The organism is Frigoribacterium sp. CFBP 8759 (assembly GCF_014841655.1).
Lineage (GTDB): Bacteria > Actinomycetota > Actinomycetes > Actinomycetales > Microbacteriaceae > Frigoribacterium.
Genome location: NZ_JACYUH010000003.1, coordinates 396,092 through 414,799, shown reverse-complemented (window position 1 = coordinate 414,799; position 18,708 = coordinate 396,092). Strand labels below are relative to the sequence as shown.

Here is an 18,708-nt window from a genome sequence, read left to right as displayed (position 1 = left end):
CCGCACGACGACGCCTAGGGTCGGGGTGGTGCCCCGCCTCCCCGTGCTCGTCCGTCACGCCGTGTGGTGGGTGCAGGACTACGCCTACGCCGCCGTCTGGCAGGTGAGGGCCGTCACGAGTCCTCGCGACCCGGAGCGCTACCTCGGCGGCACCGGTCGGCCCGTGCTCGTCGTCCCCGGCGTGTGGGAGACCTGGGCCTTCCTCCGACCGATGATCGAACGCCTGCACGCCGAGGGCCACCCCGTGCACGTGCTCGACGACCTGCGGTGGAACAGCCGCCCGGTCGAGGCCACCGCCCGCGACGTCGCCGCCTACCTGCTCGCACACGGACTCACCGACGTGGTGATCGTCGCCCACAGCAAGGGCGGCCTGATCGGCAAGTACGTCATGGCGCTGCTCGACGAGACCCGCCGCGTGCGGTCGATGGTCGCCGTCTGCTCGCCGTTCTCGGGGTCGCGCTACGCCACCTGGCTGGTGCTGCCCGCCCTCCGGGCCTTCTCCCCCCGCGACGCGACGACGATGCGGCTCGCACGGGACGAGTCGGTCAACGGCCGCATCACCTCGGTCTTCGGCGAGTTCGACCCCCACATCCCCGAGGGCAGCGAACTGCCCGGCGCCGTCAACGTGCGCCTCCACGCGGGCGGGCACTTCCGGGTGCTGGCCCACCCCCGGACGATCGCCACCGTCCTCGCCGCCGCCGGCGAGCCCGTCGAGCGGGTCAGGCCGGCGTGAGCAGGTCGTGCGCGAGCACGTCGGCGACGGCCAGCACCTTGTAGCCCTCGCTCTCGAAGAACACCGTCATGCGGTCGGCGTCCGTGCTCATCACGGTGCCCTCGCCCCAGGTCGCGTGCACGACGCGGGCGTCGGGCGCGAACGCAGGAGGCGCGGTGTCGGTGACGTCGTCCTGCTCGCCTCCGCGCGCCTCCCGGGGGTCGCCTGCCCTCTCGGCGGCCCGGCAGCCGTCGCAGTTGCCGCACCGCTCGGGCGAGTCCTCGCCGAAGTAGCCGAGCAGGAAGTGCCGACGGCAGCCGGGCGCCTCGGCGAAGGTGCGCATCATCTCGATGCGCGAGCGCTCGACCCGGTCGCGGGTCTCGGCGACCCCGCGCGCCGCCTCGGCGGCACTGCGGGCGTCGAAGCCGTCGACCGGCTCGAACCCCTTCGACGACTCGGACAGGGCACCGCCCTCGAGCAGCAGGTCGATGAGGCGCGAGACCGTGCGCGCGCCGAGGGCCAGCTGGTCCGACACCTCCGATCGCCGGACGGGCCGACCCGCCGCCGAGAGCGCAGTGAAGACCCCCCGAAGGTCTGCTCGCCCGGGCAGGCCCGAAGCGAAGAACGAGCGAAGCGAGAGGTCTTCGGGGCGGTAGTGCAGGGTCGCGGTGGCGGGGTCGCCGTCGCGCCCGGCCCGGCCGATCTCCTGGTAGTACGAGTCGAGCGAGTCGGGCACGTCGGCGTGCACGACGAACCGGACGTCGGGCTTGTCGATCCCCATGCCGAACGCGCTCGTGGCCACCACCACGTCGACCTCTCCGGCATGGAACCGCTCGTGCAGTTCGCCCCGCTCGGCCGAGCGCTGGCCGCCGTGGTATCCCACGACCGTGCGGTCGGGGCAGCGCTCGGCGATCGCGGCGGCGTAGTGCTCGGTCGCCTTGCGGGTGGCGACGTAGACGATGCCCGGCGTCGTCGAGGCGGCCACCTGCTCGACCACGGCGCGGGCCTTCTCGTCGTCGTCCTCATGCCGCACGACCTCGAGGGAGAGGGTGGGCCGGTCGAAGCCGTGGCTCAGCACGAGCGGGTCGTCGAGGCGGAGGCGTTCGACGATCTCGTCCCGCACCGGGCCCGACCCGGTCGCCGTGAGGGCCAGCACGGTGGGTCCCCCGAGACGCTCGACGACCTCGCCGAGGTGCAGGTAGTCGGGCCGGAAGTCGTGCCCCCACGACGAGACGCAGTGCGCCTCGTCGACGACGAAGAGGGCGACCCCGGCATCGCCCAGGCGGTCGACGGTCTCGTCCCGGGCGAGCTGCTCGGGGGCGAGGAAGACGTACGTGACCTCTCCGGCGGCGAGGCGCTCCCAGCCCTCGTCGTTCTCCGCGTCGGTGTGGCCCGAGTTGATCGCGACGGCGGGCGGGGCGTCGGGGCGTCCGACGAGTCCCGCGACCTGGTCCGCCTGCAACGCGATCAACGGCGAGACGACGACCGTGGGCCCGTCGAGCACGGCGCCGGCCACCTGGTAGATCGCCGATTTGCCGAATCCCGTGGGCATGACCGCGAGGGTGTCCCGGCCTGCGACCACCGCCTCCAGGGCCTCGAGCTGGGCGGGGTGCAGGTCGGTCCAACCGAAGAGGTCGGCGGCGGCACGGGTGATGTCGTCGGTGCGGGCGGTGCTCGTGCGGGCGGTGCTCGTGCGGGCGGTGCTCGTGCGGGTGCGTGCGGGGCGCGTCGTCGTGCTCATGTGGTCCTCGTTCCGGTGGGGCAGAGGTCCATCCCAGGCACGTGCGGGGCGACACGCGCAGGGCTGCCAGGCGATGCCCGGCCCTGCGTACCCCACCCGCCGCGGGTCGCGCATGCTACCCCTCGGTGGGCCCGTCGCGCCTCCCGTCGCACCTCCCGCGGACCGGCCCCGCGCCGCACGTCACGGGCGGAGGCGCGGGTCCAGCCGTCGCGGACCCCGTGGGCGTAGCGTCCGGTGCATGAGCGACGAGAAGCAGACCGAACCCGTCATGGACGGGGCCACCGAGGCGACCGACCACGAGAAGCTGAGCGGCCTGATCGAACAGGTCAAGGCCGACCACGGCGACGAGGGCGCGGCCTCGATGGCCGACCACCTCCGCGACCGCATGGACGAGACCGCGCAGGCCGACGAGAGCCCGGCAGACGCCGAGGAGTGAGTCCCGGGGCTCCACCGCGAGGTGGAGCCCTCCGGCCCCGGTCGTGACCTAGCGTCGAGGGATGTACTCCAACGGCTTCTCCCTCGTCGGTGTCCTCTACCCCGTCTTCTTCGTGGTGGTGTTCGCCTTGGCCGTCACGCTGGCCGTGCTCCTGATCAGGACCCTGCTCTGGGTGATCCGAGCACTGACGGCCTACACGCGAGAACGAGAACTCCGCATCGACCTGCTGCTCGCCGGTGACGACGACCCGGCCGGCCCGCCGGCACCCGGCGGTCCCGCGATCTGACGACCAGGAGGCGCGGGTTCAGTTCCCGACGCCCGCGACGACCTCGCGGACGAGGTCGGCCACCAGCCCGGGCCGTTCGAGTCCCGGCAGATGGGCGACGCCGGGCAGCACCCGACCCGGTCCCTGCCCGAGACGTCGAGCCGTCTCGGCGTAGAACGGCTCGTCGGCGGGGATGTCGAGCGCGCCCCAGGTCGCCAGGACCGGCGTCGCGACCTCGCCGAGGCGGCTCCACGTGTCGAGCCCGGCGTCTCCGGCCCCGTCCGGTGCGGCGACCTCGAGGATGCGGGCGTTCATCCGCTCGAAGAGTTCGCGGGGGGCACCCGTGACGCGGCCGCTCCGCGCCGCAGGACCGTCGAGCCAGAGGTGGGCCAGCAGACGGACCTGCGCCTCGACGTCGCCGCTGCCGGACGCCTCGTCGAGGGCCTCCATCAGCGGACCCGACGCCGGGTCGGGGGTCCAGTCGAACGGGGTGTCGTCGTCGGTCATGCCGCTGACCGCGGCACCGATCAGCAGCACGCCCGCCACGCGCTCGGGTGCGGTCACGGCCAGGTCGAGGGCGAGCGCACCGCCCATCGAGTTCCCGACGACGAACGCCCGCCCGAGGCCCAGCCGGTCGAGCAGCTCCACGAGGTCGGCCAGGTGCGTGGCGCCGCCGTCGGCCGCGGAGGCCGGGCTCTCGCCGAACCCGCGGCGGTCGTGGGCCACCAGGTCGAGACCGTCGGCCGCGAGTTCGTCGGCGACGCCCGTCCAGCTCCGGCGGTCGGCGACGCCGGCGTGCAACAGCACCACGGTCGGGCCGTCGCCCCGCCACCGGGTGGCCGCCAGGGCGGTGCCGTCCGACAGGGTCACGTCCGCGCGTTCGCCGCTCATGTCCGCCACGGTAGCGCCCCGCCGTGCCCTTGCCCAGACCCGCATGCCGCCGCTCGGACGGCCTGACGGCCTGACGGCCTGACGGCCTGGCGGCCCGACGGCCCGGACGACCCGACGGTCTGGACCCGGACCGTCTAGACCCGCTGCTGGCGCGGCACGACGACCCGCTCGAAGACGACCACTCCGGCCGTCGCGATCGGGATCGCCACGAGGGCACCGAGGATGCCGCCGAGCGCCCCTCCCCCGAAGGCCGCCACGATGACGAGGGCGCCGGGCACCGCCACGGCCTTGGACATCACCCGTGGGGTCAGCACGTAGGCCTCGACCTGGGCGTAGACGAGCAGCACGATGCCGACGACGATCGCGGTGACCGGCGAGACGGTGATCGTGGCGGCGATGATGATCGCATAGGCCACGACCGTGCCGACCACGGGGATCAGTGCGCCCAGGAACGCGAGGGTGGCGAAGAGCACCGGCACCGGTCCGCCGGCGATCGTCAGCACGATGAAGACGAACACGGCGTTGACGGCGGCGAGCGCCACCTGCCCGGCGACGTAGCGGCCGACCGACAGGAAGATCTCGTCCGAGATGCTCATGACGTTCTCGCGGTGGCTGCGGGGCACGGCGCGACTGAGCGAGCGCAGCATCTGCGGGAGGGTGATCGCGAAGTAGAGGGTGAGGATCGCGACCACGATCACCGCGGTGATGGCGTTGGTGATCCCCTGGCCGACGGCGAGCAGGCCTCCGCCGAGGGCGAGCAACTGGTCGGGGTCGAGCAGGTACGAGGTGACGGCGCCGACCGCGTCGTCGACGTCGACGTCGAACCCGACGGTCTCGACGGCCTGCTGCACCCAGGGCTGGCGCGAGAGCTCCTGCAGGGCGGCGGGGGCCGTCTGCACGACGTGCCCGATCTGCTCGATCAGCGCGGGCACGACGGCCGCGACGATGCCCACGACGACCCCGACGACCAGCACGACGGCGACGACGACGCCGACCCAGCGCGGGGCGCCGGCGCGCGCGAGGCGTCGGACGACCGGTTCGAAGGCGAGCGCGAGGAAGAACGCGAGGCCGATGTAGACGAGGATCGTCGACAGGGCCATGAGGGCGACGATGATGCCGACGCCGAGCCCTCCGCCGAGGGTCGCGATGAGGCCGAACCGGAAGGCGCCGGGGCGCTGCATCGGGCTGGGGGGTGTGGCGGTCTGCGTGGCCGTACCGGCCGATCGACGCACGAGACGGGCGCGGGGTGACGAGGGCATCCGACCATCCTGACCTGCTCAAGCCGATCGAGGCCACGCCGACCCCGGTCGGCCGGGGTCCGAGTCGCACGATCACTCCATCGGCAGGGAGCTCCTCCGCCCGGTCACGTGCGAAGGCCCGCCCCGACTCTCGTCGGGACGGGCCTGTCTGCGTCCGTCGGGACGCGGGCCCGAGGGGTCAGGCCCCCTGCACGTTCTCCTTCGACTGCTGGGCGCTGTCCTTCACGTCGCCCGCGGCGCTCGAGGCGTCGTCCTTCACGGTCGAGGCGGCGTCCTGCGCCGTGCCCTTGACCGAGGCGAACGCCTCCTGGGCGGGCTCCTTCAGGTTCGACGCCACGTCCTGCGCCGCACCCTTCACCGAGTCGAGTGCCGGGCCCGCTGCGTCCTTGGCGTCGGAGACGAGCTCCTTCTCCTTGTCCGAGGCGGGGATCAGCGACGACACGAGCCAGCCGGCTCCGAAGGCGATGAGGCCGACGGCGAGCGGGTTGCCCTTCGCCTTGCGCACGGCCGCCGACGAGGCGTCCGAGACGCTGCCCGCGGCGTCGTGACCGGCGCCCGAGGTCGTCGAGGCCGCATCGTGCGCCGCACCCATGACCGACTCCTTGACGCCCGAGAAGCGGCTCTTCACCTTCTCGGTCTGACGATGCGCGATGCTCGACGGGTTCACCTTGTCGGCGAGCGCGTCGACGTCGTTGCCGAGTCCGGCGCGCGTGCGCTCGATCTCGGCGCGGATCTCGTCGGGCGTGCGGCTGCTGCCGTTCTGGTCGGTGGTGCTCATGCGGTGCCTCCAGGCGTGACGGTCTCGGGGATCTTCTTGAGGGAGTCGACCGTCTTCGGTGCCCCCTTGATGCTCTTCAGTTCTTTCCTCCCGCGCAGGAACAGCACGAGGGCGACGATCGCGTAGACGACCGCGATGATCAGCGACGACCAGCCGAGGCCGATCAGCACGCCGAGGCCCCACATGGCGGCCAGCGAGACGAACAGCAGGGCGAAGAGGCCGGTGAGACCCGCTCCGCCGAACATGCCCGCACCCTTGCCGGCTTTCTTGGCCGACTCGGTGAGCTCGGCCTTGGCCAGCTCGACCTCTTGGCGGAAGAGGGTCGAGATGTCACCGGTCACGCCGGAGAGCAGGTCGCCGAGCGACGTGGTCGCGGCCTTCTCCTCCGGGGCGGGAGGCGTCGCCACGGGCTCGCGGAACGGGTCGCTCACGCGCGCGTCCCCGACGTGCCGGGCCACGTCGTGGGCACGCTGGAGTCGGGCGTCGACGTGCCGACGCCGGGGACGTCGCCCTCGGTGACGACGTCGTACTCACCGGCCACGGGGCCGACGTCACCGACGAGACGGCTCGGCGCGGCGGCGGACGCAGGAGGCGCGGGCCGGCTCGCCGCACCTCCGGCGTCTCCGGTCGTGGCGGCGTGCTCGTCCCCGGCCTCGGCCGTCAGCGACTTGACGACGCGTCCGGCGAGCAGGCCGGAGACCGCGGCGATGGCGATGAACGTGCCGGGCTTGCGCGCCGCGTACGACTTCACGTCGTCGAGCAGGCTGCCCGGGTCGCGACCCTCGAGCCAGCCGGCGACGCCGTGGGCGCGACCGGACAGGTTGCGGACCAGCTCGCCCGCGATGCCGCTGTCGGCGGAGTCGGCCATCGAGCCGAGCTGGTCGCCGACCTGGCGGAGGCCGGCCGCGGCCTTCTCCTGCTGGGCGCCGGCCTGCTCCTTGAGCTCGCCCGTCGCCTGGCCGAAGAGCTGCTTGGCCTGGCCGCCGGCCTCGGAAGCGACCTTGGAGACCTGCTCCTTGGCACTGCCGGCGACGTCGGAGGCCGCGGACTTCGCGTCGTCCGCGACCCCGGCCGCCTCGTCCTTCGCGGCGCCTGCCTTGGCCTTCGCGGTGTCGGCGGCGCCGGTGCCGGTGCCGGCGTCGGTGCCGGTGTGGTCGTGCCCGAGGTGCTCCTCGACGACCGGGGCCGCGGTCGCGCTGAAGTCGCTCGCCGTCGCGTCGGGGTCGGTGATGTCGGCGTACGCGCCGACCTGGTCGCCCAGGTCGGTCACGGCGTCGTCGCGGCGCAGGTGGTCGTGCCCGGAGGCGGCGCCGCGAAGCGGCTGCCCCTCGGAGGTGGTGTCGTAGACCGGGGTGGACGGGTCTCCGTCGTAGCGTTCGTCGTCGCTCATGTCGTGCCTCTCGGATCGTCGGCGACCGTCCGGGTGACGGTCGTGATCGGGGTACGACCTGTCACTCTGTCCCTCTCCCGGGGGGCGGTGACCGCACATGGTGAAAACGCGACGGGGGGTTGACACGGGCTGGCCGGCAGGGTCGTGATCGGGACGGATCGTGTCGGGGAAACGCGACATGCCGCCCACGTTCGCACGTGAGCGGCATGTCGTGACCTGTCGGGGCCGGAGCCCGGGCGACTAGCTGTCCTTGCCGTCCGAGACCTCGCTGTCGTCGCTCTGCTCGGAGTCGTCGACGAGGCCCTGCTTCGACCCGTCGGCAAGGTCTTCGGTGTACTTCTTGTCGTCTTCGGTCATGTCGGTCGAACCGTCGGGGATGCCGTTTTCGTTGGTCATGCCCGCACCATACTCGCCGGCCCGCCGACCGGGCCGTCAGTGGAACTGGGGGACGATCAGCCACAGTCCGACGAGCACGGCAGCGATCCCCACGGCGAAGCACAGCCCGCCGGCGACCGTGGCGCCCAGCGGTCTCGACCGCGGCGGGTCCGCGCTCGGGACGGCGACACCGGCCCCGCCGTCGGACTCGACGGCGCCGTCCGCGAACAGACGGACCCCCGTCGCGAACGCGGTGACGATGACGGCGGTGGCGGCGAGCGCGGTCGCGAAGACCACGACGAAGGCGCCCCAGTCGACTCCCAAGAACATGGTCACTCCCCTCGTCCGCGGCTCGCGCCGACCCGTTCGGCGGCCGGGGCCTCGTCGCTGTCGTTGACGGTCTCGTGGGTCACCGGGTGCCGTCGGGCGAGGAGGGCGAAGGCGAGCCCACCGGCCAGGGCGAGCACCGCGACCACCACCAGGCCCGCCGTGCTCGAACTGGCCAGCCAGGCCGAGAGCCCTCCGACCAGCGCGGCGGCCGGCAGGGTCACCACCCAGGCCGAGGCGATCCTGCCGACGACGCCCCAGTGCACCGTGGCGAGCTTCTTGCCCAGCCCTGCCCCGACGATGGACCCCGACGTCACCTGGGTCGTCGACAGGGCGAACCCGAGGTGGGACGAGATCAGGATGGTCGCGGCCGAGCTCGTCTCGGCCGCGAACCCCTGCGGGGCCTGGACGTCGGTGATGCGCTTGCCCACGGTGCGCATGATGCGCCAGCCCCCGAGGTAGGTGCCGAGCGCGATGGCGAGGCCACAGGCGAGGACCACCCAGAGCTGCGGGGCGCTGCCGGCTCCCTGGTAGCCGGCGGCGATCAGGGTCAGCGTGATGACGCCCATCGTCTTCTGGGCGTCGTTCGTGCCGTGGGCGAGTGAGACCAGGGAGGCGCTGATCGTCTGCCCGTGCCGGAAGCCGGCGGTGGACCCCCGCAGGGTGGCCTGCCGCGTGATCCGGTAGGCCACGTAGGTGGCGACGAGGGCGACCACGCCCGCCACGACGGGCGAGATCAGGGCCGGCAGCACGACCTTCGACAGGACCACGGCGAAGTCGACGGCCCCCACGCCGGCACCGATGACCGCGGCCCCGATCAGGCCGCCGAAGAGGGCGTGCGACGAGCTGGACGGCAGCCCGAGGTACCAGGTGGCGAGGTTCCAGATGACGGCTCCCACGAGACCGGCGAAGATCATGACCGGTGTCACCTGGACCCCGCCGTCTCCCTCGCGGATGATGCCGTTCGAGACGGTGCTCGCGACCTCGGTCGAGAGGAAGGCACCCACCAGGTTGAGGACGGCCGAGATGAGGACGGCGACCTTCGGCTTGAGGGCGCCGGTGGCGACCGAGGTGGCCATGGCGTTGGCCGTGTCGTGGAAGCCGTTCGTGAAGTCGAAGACCAGCGCGATCACGACCACGAGCACCACGGTGACGAACACGTCCATCGGTACCGCCCTCCGGGACCCTCGCCGGTCACCGACCGATGACCGCGGCACGATGGCCCCGGTGCGACGCTAGGCCTCGTGGACGCGCTCGAAGATGAACGCCGAAGGAATCTTGCACATCATGCAAATGGACCGGAGGGCTCGGTGCCCACCACCGTCGGGACCGGCCGTTCCGCTAGGCGCAGCCCCGCGAGGCGCGTACGGTGGGCGCAGGCAGCCCCAGCTCCCGGTCGCCGTCCTCCCGCAGCTCGGGAGGTGGTCCGACCGGAGGCACCGAGCACCCCGACCCGACGGACCCCATGGCACGCACCACCCTCCCCGAGACCGCACCCGAGCAAGTGACCGAGTGGCCGTCGCTCGACAGCGACGACCACCTCACGGACGATCCCACCCTCTAAGGAGCGATCCCCCACGGGGCATCCCGCGCCTCCTCGGCGTCAGGCCGCCGTGCGTGACCGACGCGAGCGGGCCAGCACGAACGGCAACTGCGTCTCGTCGACCACGGGCACCCCGTAACGGAGGGCCTTGCGGACCTTGCCCGATGCGCAGGCGACGTCCGCGGCGACGACCAGCGACGTCTCGGTCGTGACCGCCGGCCAGACGACCAACCCGGCACGTTCGAGCGTCCGCACGAGGGCGTCCCTCTCCTGGCTGAGCGATCCGGTCAGGGCGACGTGCGCGCCGGGTGCCAGCGGCCCGACGTCGGGCCGGGCCAGGGACGGCGTCCGGGGCTCCGGTGCCGCTCCGAGGGACTCGTCGAGCCCCTCGATGACCTCGAACTCGTCGAGCTCGTCGTCCTCCGCCGGACGGGGCGCGCGCTCGAGCACCGACGGTACGAGAGCCGCGTCGCGCCGGTGCGGGGCGATGCCGAGCATCTCGGCGACCGCGTCCACCTGCCGCCGTTCGTCGTCCGAGAGCACGTCGTGCGCCCAGACGGTCGAGACGAGTGAGGCGAAGTAGCGGTCGTGCACGAGCGCACGGGACAGGTCGTCGAGGTCGAGCTCGACGGCGAGGGTCGCGAGGTTCCCGGCCTCGTCCCTCGAGAGGTAGCCGTCGGACAGTGCCTTGTCGAGCATCGCCGCGTACTGGTCCTGACGACGGTCGAGGCCGAGCTGGGGCAGCAGCTCGGTCGCCCGCTCGAGGAAGCGGGGCTCGGTGGGCGCCGGCTCGACGGACAGGCCGTAGACGTCGCGATCGAGGTCGAGGTCGACGGGACCCGCGAGGTGCGTGCCGCCCGCGGGGCTCGCCGGGGGCACCGCCGCCGGAGCCATGGGCCCCACGGCGCCGGACGCCGAGAGGACGGCGGAGGGGGCGGGCGCGAGGTCGCGCACCCGGGCGACACGGCGCCGGGCCCGCCAGGCCGCGCGGCCGGGGACGTGGCCTCCGTCGTCGGCGCCACCCGCGCCTCCTGCGTACCGGGGGTGCGGCGTGGACCGCGGGGTCTCGGCCGTCGGCCACTGCTGCAGGGCGGCGTAGCGGCCCCAGTCCTGCCACCAGGCCGACTGGGCGTCACCCATGCGCAGGTAGGCGGACAGCAGCTGGGCGGTCGCCGCCGCGTCGCCGAGCGACTCGTGGGCGACGGAGAGGTCGACGTCGATGGCCGCGCAGCAGTCGGCGAGCGTGCGGCCGGCGCCGGGCAGGTACGTGGGGGCGAGCTTCATCGTGCAGAGTGCGCCCGACCCGTCGGTCCCGAGCGGCGACACCAACCCGAGGCGCGCGAACTCGGCGGCCAGGAACTGCGCCTCGAAGCGGGCGTTGTGCGCGACGACGACGCGTCCGCGCAGGCGGTCGCAGAGGTCGTCGACGACGTGCTCGAACCGGGGTGCCCCGCGGACGTCCGCGCTGCGGAGCCCGTGGACGTGGATGGGCCCGAGGTCCCGCGAGGGGTCGACGACGGTCTCGAACGACGCCTCGACCTCACCGTGGACGTCGAGGTGCACGATGCCGATCTCGATCACCCGATGGTGTCGCCCGGGCCAGAGACCCGTCGTCTCGACGTCGATGACCGCGTAGCCGCCGTGAACCATGTCATCCCTTTCGTCGGGGCGAGCCTGGCAGGTTGCCCGATGGGCATCCAGCCCGCAATCGGGTGACACCCGTCGTGGGGCGGTGGGGGGACGCGGGGTCAGGAGGCGCGGCTCGGTGCTTCCCGTCGGTCCCGTCGTCCGCCACGATGGGGGCATGACCGCCGCCCCCGCCTCCGTCACCGCCGCGACCGCCTCCGTCACCGCCGCGACCGCCTCCGTCACGGCCCCGACCGCGTCCGTCACGGCCGTCTGCCGGGTGTCGGCCCTGCTGCCCGACTCGGGCACGATCGGCGTGACCGCCATCGACAAGCGCCCCGTGGACGGGCCCGTCCACGTGCGCCCCCTCGGCCTCCGCGCCGACGTGCAGGCCGACCGCAAGCACCACGGCGGGATCGACCAGGCGGTGTACGCCTTCGCCGACGAGGACGCCGTCCACTTCGCCGAGCTGCTCGGCCGCGAGGTGGTGCCGGGGCTGTTCGGCGAGAACCTGCGGACGTCCGGGGTCGACGTCACCGGCGCGGTGATCGGCGAACGCTGGGCCGTGGGCGGCACCCTCGTGCTCGAGGTCACGAAGCCTCGCGTCCCGTGCGGCACGTTCGCCCGCCGACTCGGCGAGGCCATGTGGGTCAAGCGGTTCTACGCCGAGGGTCGCCCCGGCACCTACCTGCGGGTGGTGAAGGCGGGGCCCGTCCAGGCGGGTGACGGCGTCACGGTGCTGTCACGACCGTCGCACGGGGTGACGATCGGCGAGGCCTTCACGGGGCTCCGGCCCGACCGGGCCGAGGCCCTCCTCGCAGCCGTCGACGGACCCGACCGCCTGAGGCTCACCGACGAGGTCCGGGGCTTCGCCGAGAAGGCCCTGCGAGGGCGCGTCCCCGCCTGAGCGCCGGCACGCACGCTCCACTAGCCTCGACCGAGAGGGCCCGGACGGGGCCCGCGCCAGAGGAGGCACCCATGTTCGAAGCCGAGAACATCCGCGACTGGATCGGCATGCCGGTCGTCGACCCCGACGGCGACAAGGTCGGCTCGCTCGAGAGCATCTACTTCGACACCGCCGCCGACCAGCCCGCCTTCGCCACCGTGACCGCCGGACTGCTCGGCCGCTCGCGCCTGGTCTTCGTGCCGCTGCAGGGTGCCGTCGTCGCCCCCAAGCACCTCAAGGTGCAGTTCGCGAAGAAGCTCGTCAAGGACGCCCCGTCGATCGAGACCGACGGCGAGCTCGAGGCAGCCCGCGAGCCCGCCGTGTTCGAGCACTACGGCCTCGTGTACCAGACCGGCGCGGCCGGCGAACGCCGCCTCGGCCGCCGCTGACCGCCGCCGCTCCCGACCGCGAAGGGCCCCGCCGCATCGGCGGGGCCCTTCGGCGTCCGCTCGGGCGATGGTGCGCGCACGAGTGCAGAACGTGCAAAAATCAGGAGGCGCGGGTCGGTGACCCGCGCCTCCTGCGTCGTGCGCCCGCCCCGACGCCGCCGCCACGTGCTCCGGCCTCGTGCCGCCCCTCCCCCCTTGCCTCGCTCCCGTCGCCTCGCCTCACGCCCCCTTCGCCTCGCCTCACGGCCCGTGCCGCTGCCCGAAAGGCCACCCCATGACCCACGCCCCCGCCCCGACCGGCGCCACGTCGCCGTCCTCCCCCGGAGCGGGCCCCGGCCAGCCCGCCGGGGTGCCGCGTCACGCCTGGTACGCCCTCGTCGCCCTGCTCCTCGGCATGTTCATCGCCCTGCTCGACACGACGATCGTCAACGTCGCCCTGCCGACGATCCGCACGACGCTCGACGCCTCGGAGTCGACCCTGTCGTGGATCATCTCGGGGTACGCCCTCGCCTTCGGCCTCGCGTTGATCCCCGCCGGGCGCATCGGCGACCGCATCGGCCACAAGTGGGTCTACTTCACGGGAGTCCTGCTCTTCACGCTGGCGTCGCTCGCCTGTGGCCTCGCCCAGGACGACACCCAGCTCGTGGTGTTCCGCGTCGTGCAGGGCCTCGCCGGCGGCATCTTCGTGCCGGCCGTCACGGCGTTCATCCAGTTGCTGTTCCCCGGTCGCTCGCGGGGCAAGGCCTTCGCCATCATGGGCGCCGTCATCGGCGTCTCGTCGGCGCTCGGTCCGATCATCGGCGGCCTGATCATCCAGGCCTTCGGCGACGAGAACGGGTGGCGTCTCGTCTTCTACGTCAACCTGCCGTTCGGCATCATCACCCTCGTCGCCGCCGCCGTCCTGCTGCCCAAGCGCGACGAGTCGGTGCCCCGTCCCGACCGCGGGCTCGACTGGATCGGCCTCGTGCTGGTCTCGGGCGCCTTCGTCGCCCTGCTCGTCCCGCTGATCCAGGGGCAGGACGAGGGCTGGCCGCTCTGGACCTACCTGACCATCGCCGCCGGCGTCGTGCTGCTCGCCCTGTTCGGCCTGTGGGAGGTCGCGTACACGAAGCGCGGCAAGACCCCCCTCGTACCGCCGAAGCTGTTCGCGCACCCGTCGTTCACCGGTGGCGTCGTGCTCGCGCTCGTCTACTTCGCGGCCTTCACGAGCATCTTCTTCACGATCTCGCTGCTCTGGCAGTCGGGGCTCGGCCACAGTGCATTGGCCTCGGGCGCCGTGGCGATCCCGTTCGCGGTGGGCAGCATCATCAGCTCGTCGCAGAGCAACCGCATCGCCGCCCGGCTCGGTCGCGGCGTGCTGATCCTCGGCACGGCCCTCGTCACCATCGGCCTCACCTGGATGTGGCTCGTGCTCGTCACGGTCGACGCCTCCGACCTGACCAACTGGATGCTGCTGGTCCCGCTGCTGCTCGCCGGCCTCGGCAACGGCTTCTTCATCGCGCCGAACGTCCAGTTCATCGTCGCGACGGTCGACCGGCAGGACGCCGGCTCGGCCAGCGCCGTCATCTCGGCGATCCAGCGCATCGGGTCGGCCGTGGGCATCGCGATCATCGGCAGCGTGCTCTTCGGCACGCTGACCATCTCGGGCCGCACGCCGGCCGACGTCGCCACCGGCTTCACCGACGCGGCGGCCCACGCCATGCTCGTCAGCGCGATCTTCGCCCTGGCCTCGTTCGTGCTCGTGTTCGCCCTGCCGCGTCGCGTCCCGCAGCAGCGCGGATAGCGCCGTCCGGGCGCCGCCACGCGCGGGTGGGGCCGGGATGCGAACCCGGCCCCCTCGTTCGGGCGGCACCAAGGAAGGTGAGGCACACTGCAACGATGCCCTCAGCCCTGCCGACCACAGAGCCGACCGTCCGCCCCGTCTCGACGACCCGTCGAGACCGGGTGCTGCCGCTCGACGGCCTGCGCACGCTGGCCATCGCCCTCGTCGTGCTCTACCACCTGCACGTGCCGGGCTTCGGCAGCGGGTTCGTGGGCGTCAACGTCTTCTTCGTTCTGTCGGGCTACCTGATCACGACGTTGCTGCTGCGCGAGCACGCGTCGACGGGACGCATCCGGCTCGGCCGGTTCTGGGTCCGCCGCCTGCTGCGGCTCTACCCGACGCTGCTCGCCGTCGTCGTGGTGGGCGTCTCGCTGTGGTGGCTCGTGGGTGACTACCAGGGCTCGACCCTCGGCCCGGTCGGTGCCGCCCTGATCGCCCTCACCTACACCGGCAACGTCGCCCGGGCGTTCTTCGACACCTCGCAGGGCGTCTTCGCGCCGATGTGGAGCCTGTCGATGGAAGAGCAGTTCTACCTCGTCTGGCCGCCGGTGCTGGTGCTGCTGCTCGCCGTCGCGGTCAGGCGCAAGGCCCTGGTCGCCGGCCTCTCGGTGGTCGTGGTCGCCTCGGCCGTCGCCACCTGGTTCCTCTACGACCGCCCCTCGGGCGGTGCGACCCCCGACATCTACTTCAGCCCCGTCCTCAACGTGGCCCCCCTGCTGATGGGCTGCGTGCTCGCGGTCGTCCTGCGGTCCGACCGCGTGCGGGCAGCCCTCGCCGGCCGCTGGGGAGCCCTCGCCACCTGGCTCGGAGTCGCCGGGGTCGTGGGGTCGCTCTTCGTCATCGGATCGGGGTGGCAGCAGAGCGTCCTCACCTTCGCGGTCGCGTTGCCCGCCGTGGGCCTGGCCTCGATGCTCCTGATCGGTGGTCTCGTCACGGCGTCGTCCCCCGTCGCCTGGGTGCTGTCCCTGGCACCGGTCGCCTGGTTCGGACGGGCCGTCTCGTACCCGCTCTACCTCTGGCACGTCGTCTTCATCGCCCTCGTCGAACCGTACGTGCAGGGTGCGCTCGGCATCGTCCTCGTGCTCGCGGCGGCGATCGGCACGTCCGTTCTCTCGCACCACTTCGTGGAGAAACCGGCCCTCGCGCTGAAGGGCCGTTTCGAGCCCCGGGAGCCTCGCCGCGCCTCCTCGACCGTCTCACGCGACCGCGAGCTCACGAACGCCTGACGCCTGACTTCGGGCGCCTGACGCCGGGTGCGGGCGCCTGACGCATGGCGCCTCGCGCCGGGCGGGCCGGGGTCAGAGCCAGCCACGCTCGCGCGCGACCCGGGCGGCGGTGTGCCGCGACGAACTGCCGGTCTTCTGCATCGCCGACGACAGGTAGTTGCGCACCGTGCCGGACGCGAGGTGCAGCCGGGCGCTGATCTCGCGCACCGAGAAGCCGTCGGTCGTCAGTCGCAACGTGTCGAGCTCGCGCTCGGTCAGCGGGCAGTCGTCCATCATCGCCGAGGCCGAGATGTCGGCGTCGATGTAACGGCGGCCGTCGTGCACCTGCACGATCACCCGTTCGAGCTCGTCGGGGTCGACCGACTTCGGCAGGAACCCCCGCACCCCGGCACGGAGGGCACGACGGAGCACGCCGGGGCGGCCGTGACGGGTCAGCAGCACGACCGCCTGCTCGGGTCGTCGACCCAGGATCGCGATCGCCGCGTCGATGCCGTCCATGCCGGGCATCTCGAGGTCGAGCAGCACGACGTCGGGCTCGTGCAGCGCGGCGAGGGCCACGGCCTCGGCACCGTCGGCGGCCTGGGCGACGACGGTGATCGTGTCGCTCAGGTCGAGCAGGGCGGCGATCGATCGACGCAGCAGGGTCTCGTCGTCGGCGAGCAGCACGCGGATCATGCGGACCTCGTGCCGGTCGACGCCCCCGGGGCCGCCGCGGGGGCCGCCCCGGCCCGTGTCGCCGTCGGCCGGGATGCTCCGCCGGCTCCCGTCGCCGTCGCCCTCGCCCTCGCCTCGACCCGGAACCGGCCGTTCTCGAGCCGGGTGGTCACCGTGCCGCCGACCGCGGCGAACCTCTCGCCGAGACGGGCGAGGCCGCTGAGTCCGCGCAGGGGCTCGGGGGCACCGTCGTTGACGACCTCGACCGACTCGGGGCCGAGCACGATGGAGACCCAATCCGCCTGGGCGTGACGCAGCACGTTCGTCGTGGCCTCACGCATGACGTGGCCGAAGAGGTCGTCGGCCGGGTGACCGACGGGAGGGACGCCCGTGACCTCGAGCTCGATGCCCGCCGCCCGGATCAGTTCGGCCGAGTTGGCCAGTTCGCCGGCGAGCGTGAGCGTGCGTTCGCCGTAGGCCAGCCGACGGGTCTCGGCGATCGTCTGCACGATCAGCTGCTCGGCCTCGCGGAGGTGCCGTCGCGCGGCGGCGGGGTCGCGGTCCAGGGTCTTGTCGGCCAGCTGCAGCTGCAGGCGACCGACGTGCAGGGCCTGCCCCTGGATGTCGTGCAGGTCGACCGAGAACCGGTACCGCTCGCGCATCACGGCGAGCTCGGACTGGGTCTCGCGGGCCGCGTCGATCTCGAGGTACAGGTCGAACCCGTACCGGTTCAGCCGACAGATCCCGTAGAGCGACAGCAGGCCGATCACGACCATCGTCGACAGCCCCACGAGCGGTGCGGCCGCGTCGACCTCGACGACCACCACGGGCACGAGCGCCGCGACCACGGCGGCGACGACCCATCGCCAGGAGGCGGACGGGGGCGTCGTCGCCAGGTACCCGACGGTGAGGCCGAAGGGGAAGATCAGCAGGGCGTTGTGCCCGCCGAGCGGGACCGCCAGCCAGACGAGGTACGAGACGACGAGACCGGCGACGGCCAACGGCACGGGTGGGCGGCGTTCCCAGAAGAACGAGTGGGCCGTGACGAGCGCCCCCGCGGCGCCGGAGGCCGCCACCAGCCACCAGGAGGCGCCCTCTGCCACCAGCGTCACGACCAGGACGAGGGTGGTGAAGAGCGCGAGCGCCACGAACGACCACGTGACGTACCGCCGCATGCGCGCGAGCGGGGGCAGGTGGCCGCCCGGTCGAGGACGCACGGCCAGCGGGAGGTGGGGCATGCGACCACGCTAACGGAGGCCGCCGACGCACGGAGGTGCCCGATGTCACGGCCGAGCATGACCGATGTCACACGGCACGGGTGGCACGCCGGCACTACCCGTCGTCCGCCCGGCACGAGATCGTCGAGGTCATGACGAACTCCACCGACACCACGCCCCGACCGGCCGTCGCGCCCGGCTCCGCCGAGCGCGGCGACGCCGTCATCTCGACGCACGGCCTCCGCTGTTCGTACGGCTCGTTCACCGCCGTCGACGGCCTCGACCTGACCGTCCACCGCGGCGAGCTGTACGCGCTCCTCGGCACGAACGGTGCCGGCAAGACCACCACGCTCGAGGTGCTCGAAGGGCATCGCACGGCCGACGCGGGCCGGGTCGAGGTGCTCGGCGGCGATCCGACCGACCGGGGGCGCATCCGACCGCGCATCGGCACGATGTTGCAGGACTCGGGCCTCGCCCCCGAGCTCACCGTGCGCGAGAGCGTCCAGCTGTCGGGCGCCGTCTCGGGTCGCGACGACGACGTCGACCGCGTGCTCGGCCTCGTCGGCGTCGACCACAAGGCCTCGGCCCGGGTCGCACGGCTCTCGGGCGGCGAGCGGCGGCGGGTCGACTTCGCCGCGGCCGTCTGGGGCACGCCCGAGCTGGTCTTCCTCGACGAACCCACCACGGGGCTCGACCCCGCGGCACGGGACGCGCTCTGGGCCGTGGTCGCCGGACTCCGGGAGGCGGGGGTCACCTTCGTCCTGACCACCCACTACCTCGAGGAAGCCGCCGAGAACGCCGACCGCATCGGTCTGATGCACCGCGGGCGCATCCGTCGCGAAGGGACCGTCGCCGACCTCACCGCCGGCAGCACGACCTCCATCCGCTTCGTCGCCCCCGGCCCGCTGGACGGCCTCCCGCTGCAGGTCGCCCGGACCGAGAACGACCTCGTCGTGATCGAGACCGACGACGCCCAGCGCGACCTCGGGGCGTTGCTCGGCTGGGCGACCGACGCCGATCGCCCGTTGGCCCGTCTCACGGTGCACGAGTCGGGACTCGACGACGTGTTCCGCGACCTCGGCCGCGCCTCCTGACCGTCGACCGTCGCCGA

Annotated in this window: 20 protein-coding genes; 8 read left to right on the top strand and 12 right to left on the bottom strand. The window is 73.0% G+C overall.

The window, feature by feature from the left end; translation table 11 throughout:
• The first annotated feature begins 28 nt into the window (after positions 1-28).
• Positions 29-733 (top strand): alpha/beta fold hydrolase, encoded by a 705-nt coding sequence (locus IFT79_RS12105; RefSeq protein ID WP_277959710.1) that lies wholly within the window; start codon positions 29-31, stop codon positions 731-733.
• Here IFT79_RS12105 and IFT79_RS12100 read toward each other — a convergent pair.
• A complete protein-coding gene (locus IFT79_RS12100; RefSeq protein ID WP_192124395.1) occupies positions 720-2,453 on the bottom strand; it encodes a RecQ family ATP-dependent DNA helicase in 1,734 nt (577 codons plus the stop codon). The genes IFT79_RS12105 and IFT79_RS12100 overlap by 14 nt on opposite strands.
• A 238-nt stretch (positions 2,454-2,691) precedes the next feature.
• Between IFT79_RS12100 and IFT79_RS12095 the strand changes: the two genes are divergently transcribed.
• Together IFT79_RS12095 and IFT79_RS12090 are read left to right on the top strand one after the other, a co-directional pair.
• Positions 2,692-2,889, top strand: a complete 198-nt coding sequence (locus IFT79_RS12095; RefSeq protein ID WP_192124393.1) for a hypothetical protein — start codon at positions 2,692-2,694, stop codon at positions 2,887-2,889.
• Positions 2,890-2,950: 61 nt separating this feature from the next.
• Entirely contained in the window at positions 2,951-3,175 is a 225-nt protein-coding gene (locus IFT79_RS12090) for a hypothetical protein (RefSeq protein WP_159828029.1), read from the top strand.
• Positions 3,176-3,193: 18 nt separating this feature from the next.
• On the opposite strand, the gene IFT79_RS12085 is transcribed toward IFT79_RS12090, so the two are convergent.
• From IFT79_RS12085 to IFT79_RS12045, 9 genes are all read right to left on the bottom strand, one after another.
• Complete coding sequence (locus IFT79_RS12085; RefSeq protein ID WP_159828026.1) at positions 3,194-4,045, bottom strand: alpha/beta fold hydrolase; 852 nt, start codon at positions 4,043-4,045, stop codon at positions 3,194-3,196.
• A gap of 134 nt (positions 4,046-4,179) precedes the next feature.
• Positions 4,180-5,304, bottom strand: coding sequence for an AI-2E family transporter (locus tag IFT79_RS12080; RefSeq protein ID WP_056046815.1), 1,125 nt, complete (start codon positions 5,302-5,304; stop codon positions 4,180-4,182).
• 178 nt (positions 5,305-5,482) lie between these two features.
• The gene (locus tag IFT79_RS12075) at positions 5,483-6,082 is read right to left on the bottom strand and encodes a DUF3618 domain-containing protein (protein ID WP_192124391.1); all 600 of its coding nucleotides are present in this window, start codon (positions 6,080-6,082) and stop codon (positions 5,483-5,485) included.
• Entirely contained in the window at positions 6,079-6,513 is a 435-nt protein-coding gene (locus tag IFT79_RS12070) for a phage holin family protein (protein WP_233568373.1), read from the bottom strand. Before IFT79_RS12070 ends, IFT79_RS12075 begins: the two co-directional genes overlap by 4 nt.
• Positions 6,510-7,472 carry a hypothetical protein gene (locus IFT79_RS12065; RefSeq protein ID WP_159828020.1) on the bottom strand — a complete coding sequence of 321 codons (963 nt, stop codon included), beginning with the start codon at positions 7,470-7,472 and terminating at the stop codon, positions 6,510-6,512. The genes IFT79_RS12070 and IFT79_RS12065 overlap by 4 nt, the downstream gene beginning before the upstream one ends.
• A 240-nt stretch (positions 7,473-7,712) precedes the next feature.
• Entirely contained in the window at positions 7,713-7,868 is a 156-nt protein-coding gene (locus tag IFT79_RS12060) for a hypothetical protein (protein WP_192124389.1), read from the bottom strand.
• 36 nt (positions 7,869-7,904) lie between these two features.
• Positions 7,905-8,177 carry a hypothetical protein gene (locus IFT79_RS12055; protein ID WP_159828017.1) on the bottom strand — a complete coding sequence of 91 codons (273 nt, stop codon included), beginning with the start codon at positions 8,175-8,177 and terminating at the stop codon, positions 7,905-7,907.
• 2 nt (positions 8,178-8,179) lie between these two features.
• Positions 8,180-9,340, bottom strand: coding sequence for an inorganic phosphate transporter (locus IFT79_RS12050; RefSeq protein ID WP_192124387.1), 1,161 nt, complete (start codon positions 9,338-9,340; stop codon positions 8,180-8,182).
• A gap of 437 nt (positions 9,341-9,777) precedes the next feature.
• Entirely contained in the window at positions 9,778-11,367 is a 1,590-nt protein-coding gene (locus tag IFT79_RS12045) for a 3'-5' exonuclease (RefSeq protein WP_192124385.1), read from the bottom strand.
• A gap of 154 nt (positions 11,368-11,521) precedes the next feature.
• On the opposite strand from IFT79_RS12045, the gene IFT79_RS12040 reads away from it, so the two are divergent.
• The 4 genes from IFT79_RS12040 (at position 11,522) to IFT79_RS12025 (ending at position 15,726) form a co-directional block, all read left to right on the top strand.
• Entirely contained in the window at positions 11,522-12,250 is a 729-nt protein-coding gene (locus tag IFT79_RS12040) for an MOSC domain-containing protein (RefSeq protein WP_192124383.1), read from the top strand.
• Between the two features lie 71 nt (positions 12,251-12,321).
• A complete protein-coding gene (locus IFT79_RS12035; RefSeq protein ID WP_043596802.1) occupies positions 12,322-12,678 on the top strand; it encodes a PRC-barrel domain-containing protein in 357 nt (118 codons plus the stop codon).
• Between the two features lie 274 nt (positions 12,679-12,952).
• On the top strand, positions 12,953-14,461 hold the full coding sequence (locus tag IFT79_RS12030; RefSeq protein ID WP_056046829.1) for an MFS transporter: 1,509 nt from the start codon (positions 12,953-12,955) through the stop codon (positions 14,459-14,461).
• A gap of 95 nt (positions 14,462-14,556) precedes the next feature.
• Entirely contained in the window at positions 14,557-15,726 is a 1,170-nt protein-coding gene (locus IFT79_RS12025) for an acyltransferase family protein (protein ID WP_192124381.1), read from the top strand.
• A 72-nt stretch (positions 15,727-15,798) separates the two neighbouring features.
• Here the strand turns inward: IFT79_RS12025 and IFT79_RS12020 are convergent, their stop codons facing one another.
• Positions 15,799-16,401 carry a response regulator transcription factor gene (locus tag IFT79_RS12020; RefSeq protein ID WP_173151602.1) on the bottom strand — a complete coding sequence of 201 codons (603 nt, stop codon included), beginning with the start codon at positions 16,399-16,401 and terminating at the stop codon, positions 15,799-15,801.
• Entirely contained in the window at positions 16,398-17,618 is a 1,221-nt protein-coding gene (locus IFT79_RS12015; RefSeq protein WP_192124379.1) for a sensor histidine kinase, read from the bottom strand. The genes IFT79_RS12020 and IFT79_RS12015 overlap by 4 nt, the downstream gene beginning before the upstream one ends.
• Positions 17,619-17,749: 131 nt before the next feature.
• Between IFT79_RS12015 and IFT79_RS12010 the strand changes: the two genes are divergently transcribed.
• Entirely contained in the window at positions 17,750-18,691 is a 942-nt protein-coding gene (locus IFT79_RS12010; RefSeq protein ID WP_173151606.1) for an ABC transporter ATP-binding protein, read from the top strand.
• The last annotated feature ends 17 nt before the right edge of the window (positions 18,692-18,708 follow it).

Bases quoted from the DNA above. Each gene is read 5' to 3' on its own strand.
- IFT79_RS12100 (WP_192124395.1), bottom strand. From the start codon at position 2,453: ATGAGCACGACGACGCGCCCCGCACGCACCCGCACGAGCACCGCCCGC.
- IFT79_RS12085 (WP_159828026.1), bottom strand. From the start codon at position 4,045: ATGAGCGGCGAACGCGCGGACGTGACCCTGTCGGACGGCACCGCCCTG.
- IFT79_RS12015 (WP_192124379.1), bottom strand. From the start codon at position 17,618: ATGCCCCACCTCCCGCTGGCCGTGCGTCCTCGACCGGGCGGCCACCTG.
- IFT79_RS12080 (WP_056046815.1), bottom strand. From the start codon at position 5,304: ATGCCCTCGTCACCCCGCGCCCGTCTCGTGCGTCGATCGGCCGGTACG.
- IFT79_RS12095 (WP_192124393.1), top strand. From the start codon at position 2,692: ATGAGCGACGAGAAGCAGACCGAACCCGTCATGGACGGGGCCACCGAG.
- IFT79_RS12045 (WP_192124385.1), bottom strand. From the start codon at position 11,367: ATGGTTCACGGCGGCTACGCGGTCATCGACGTCGAGACGACGGGTCTC.
- IFT79_RS12030 (WP_056046829.1), top strand. From the start codon at position 12,953: ATGACCCACGCCCCCGCCCCGACCGGCGCCACGTCGCCGTCCTCCCCC.
- IFT79_RS12035 (WP_043596802.1), top strand. From the start codon at position 12,322: ATGTTCGAAGCCGAGAACATCCGCGACTGGATCGGCATGCCGGTCGTC.
- IFT79_RS12055 (WP_159828017.1), bottom strand. From the start codon at position 8,177: ATGTTCTTGGGAGTCGACTGGGGCGCCTTCGTCGTGGTCTTCGCGACC.
- IFT79_RS12040 (WP_192124383.1), top strand. From the start codon at position 11,522: ATGACCGCCGCCCCCGCCTCCGTCACCGCCGCGACCGCCTCCGTCACC.
- IFT79_RS12050 (WP_192124387.1), bottom strand. From the start codon at position 9,340: ATGGACGTGTTCGTCACCGTGGTGCTCGTGGTCGTGATCGCGCTGGTC.
- IFT79_RS12060 (WP_192124389.1), bottom strand. From the start codon at position 7,868: ATGACCAACGAAAACGGCATCCCCGACGGTTCGACCGACATGACCGAA.
- IFT79_RS12075 (WP_192124391.1), bottom strand. From the start codon at position 6,082: ATGAGCACCACCGACCAGAACGGCAGCAGCCGCACGCCCGACGAGATC.
- IFT79_RS12025 (WP_192124381.1), top strand. From the start codon at position 14,557: ATGCCCTCAGCCCTGCCGACCACAGAGCCGACCGTCCGCCCCGTCTCG.
- IFT79_RS12090 (WP_159828029.1), top strand. From the start codon at position 2,951: ATGTACTCCAACGGCTTCTCCCTCGTCGGTGTCCTCTACCCCGTCTTC.
- IFT79_RS12065 (WP_159828020.1), bottom strand. From the start codon at position 7,472: ATGAGCGACGACGAACGCTACGACGGAGACCCGTCCACCCCGGTCTAC.
- IFT79_RS12020 (WP_173151602.1), bottom strand. From the start codon at position 16,401: ATGATCCGCGTGCTGCTCGCCGACGACGAGACCCTGCTGCGTCGATCG.
- IFT79_RS12010 (WP_173151606.1), top strand. From the start codon at position 17,750: ATGACGAACTCCACCGACACCACGCCCCGACCGGCCGTCGCGCCCGGC.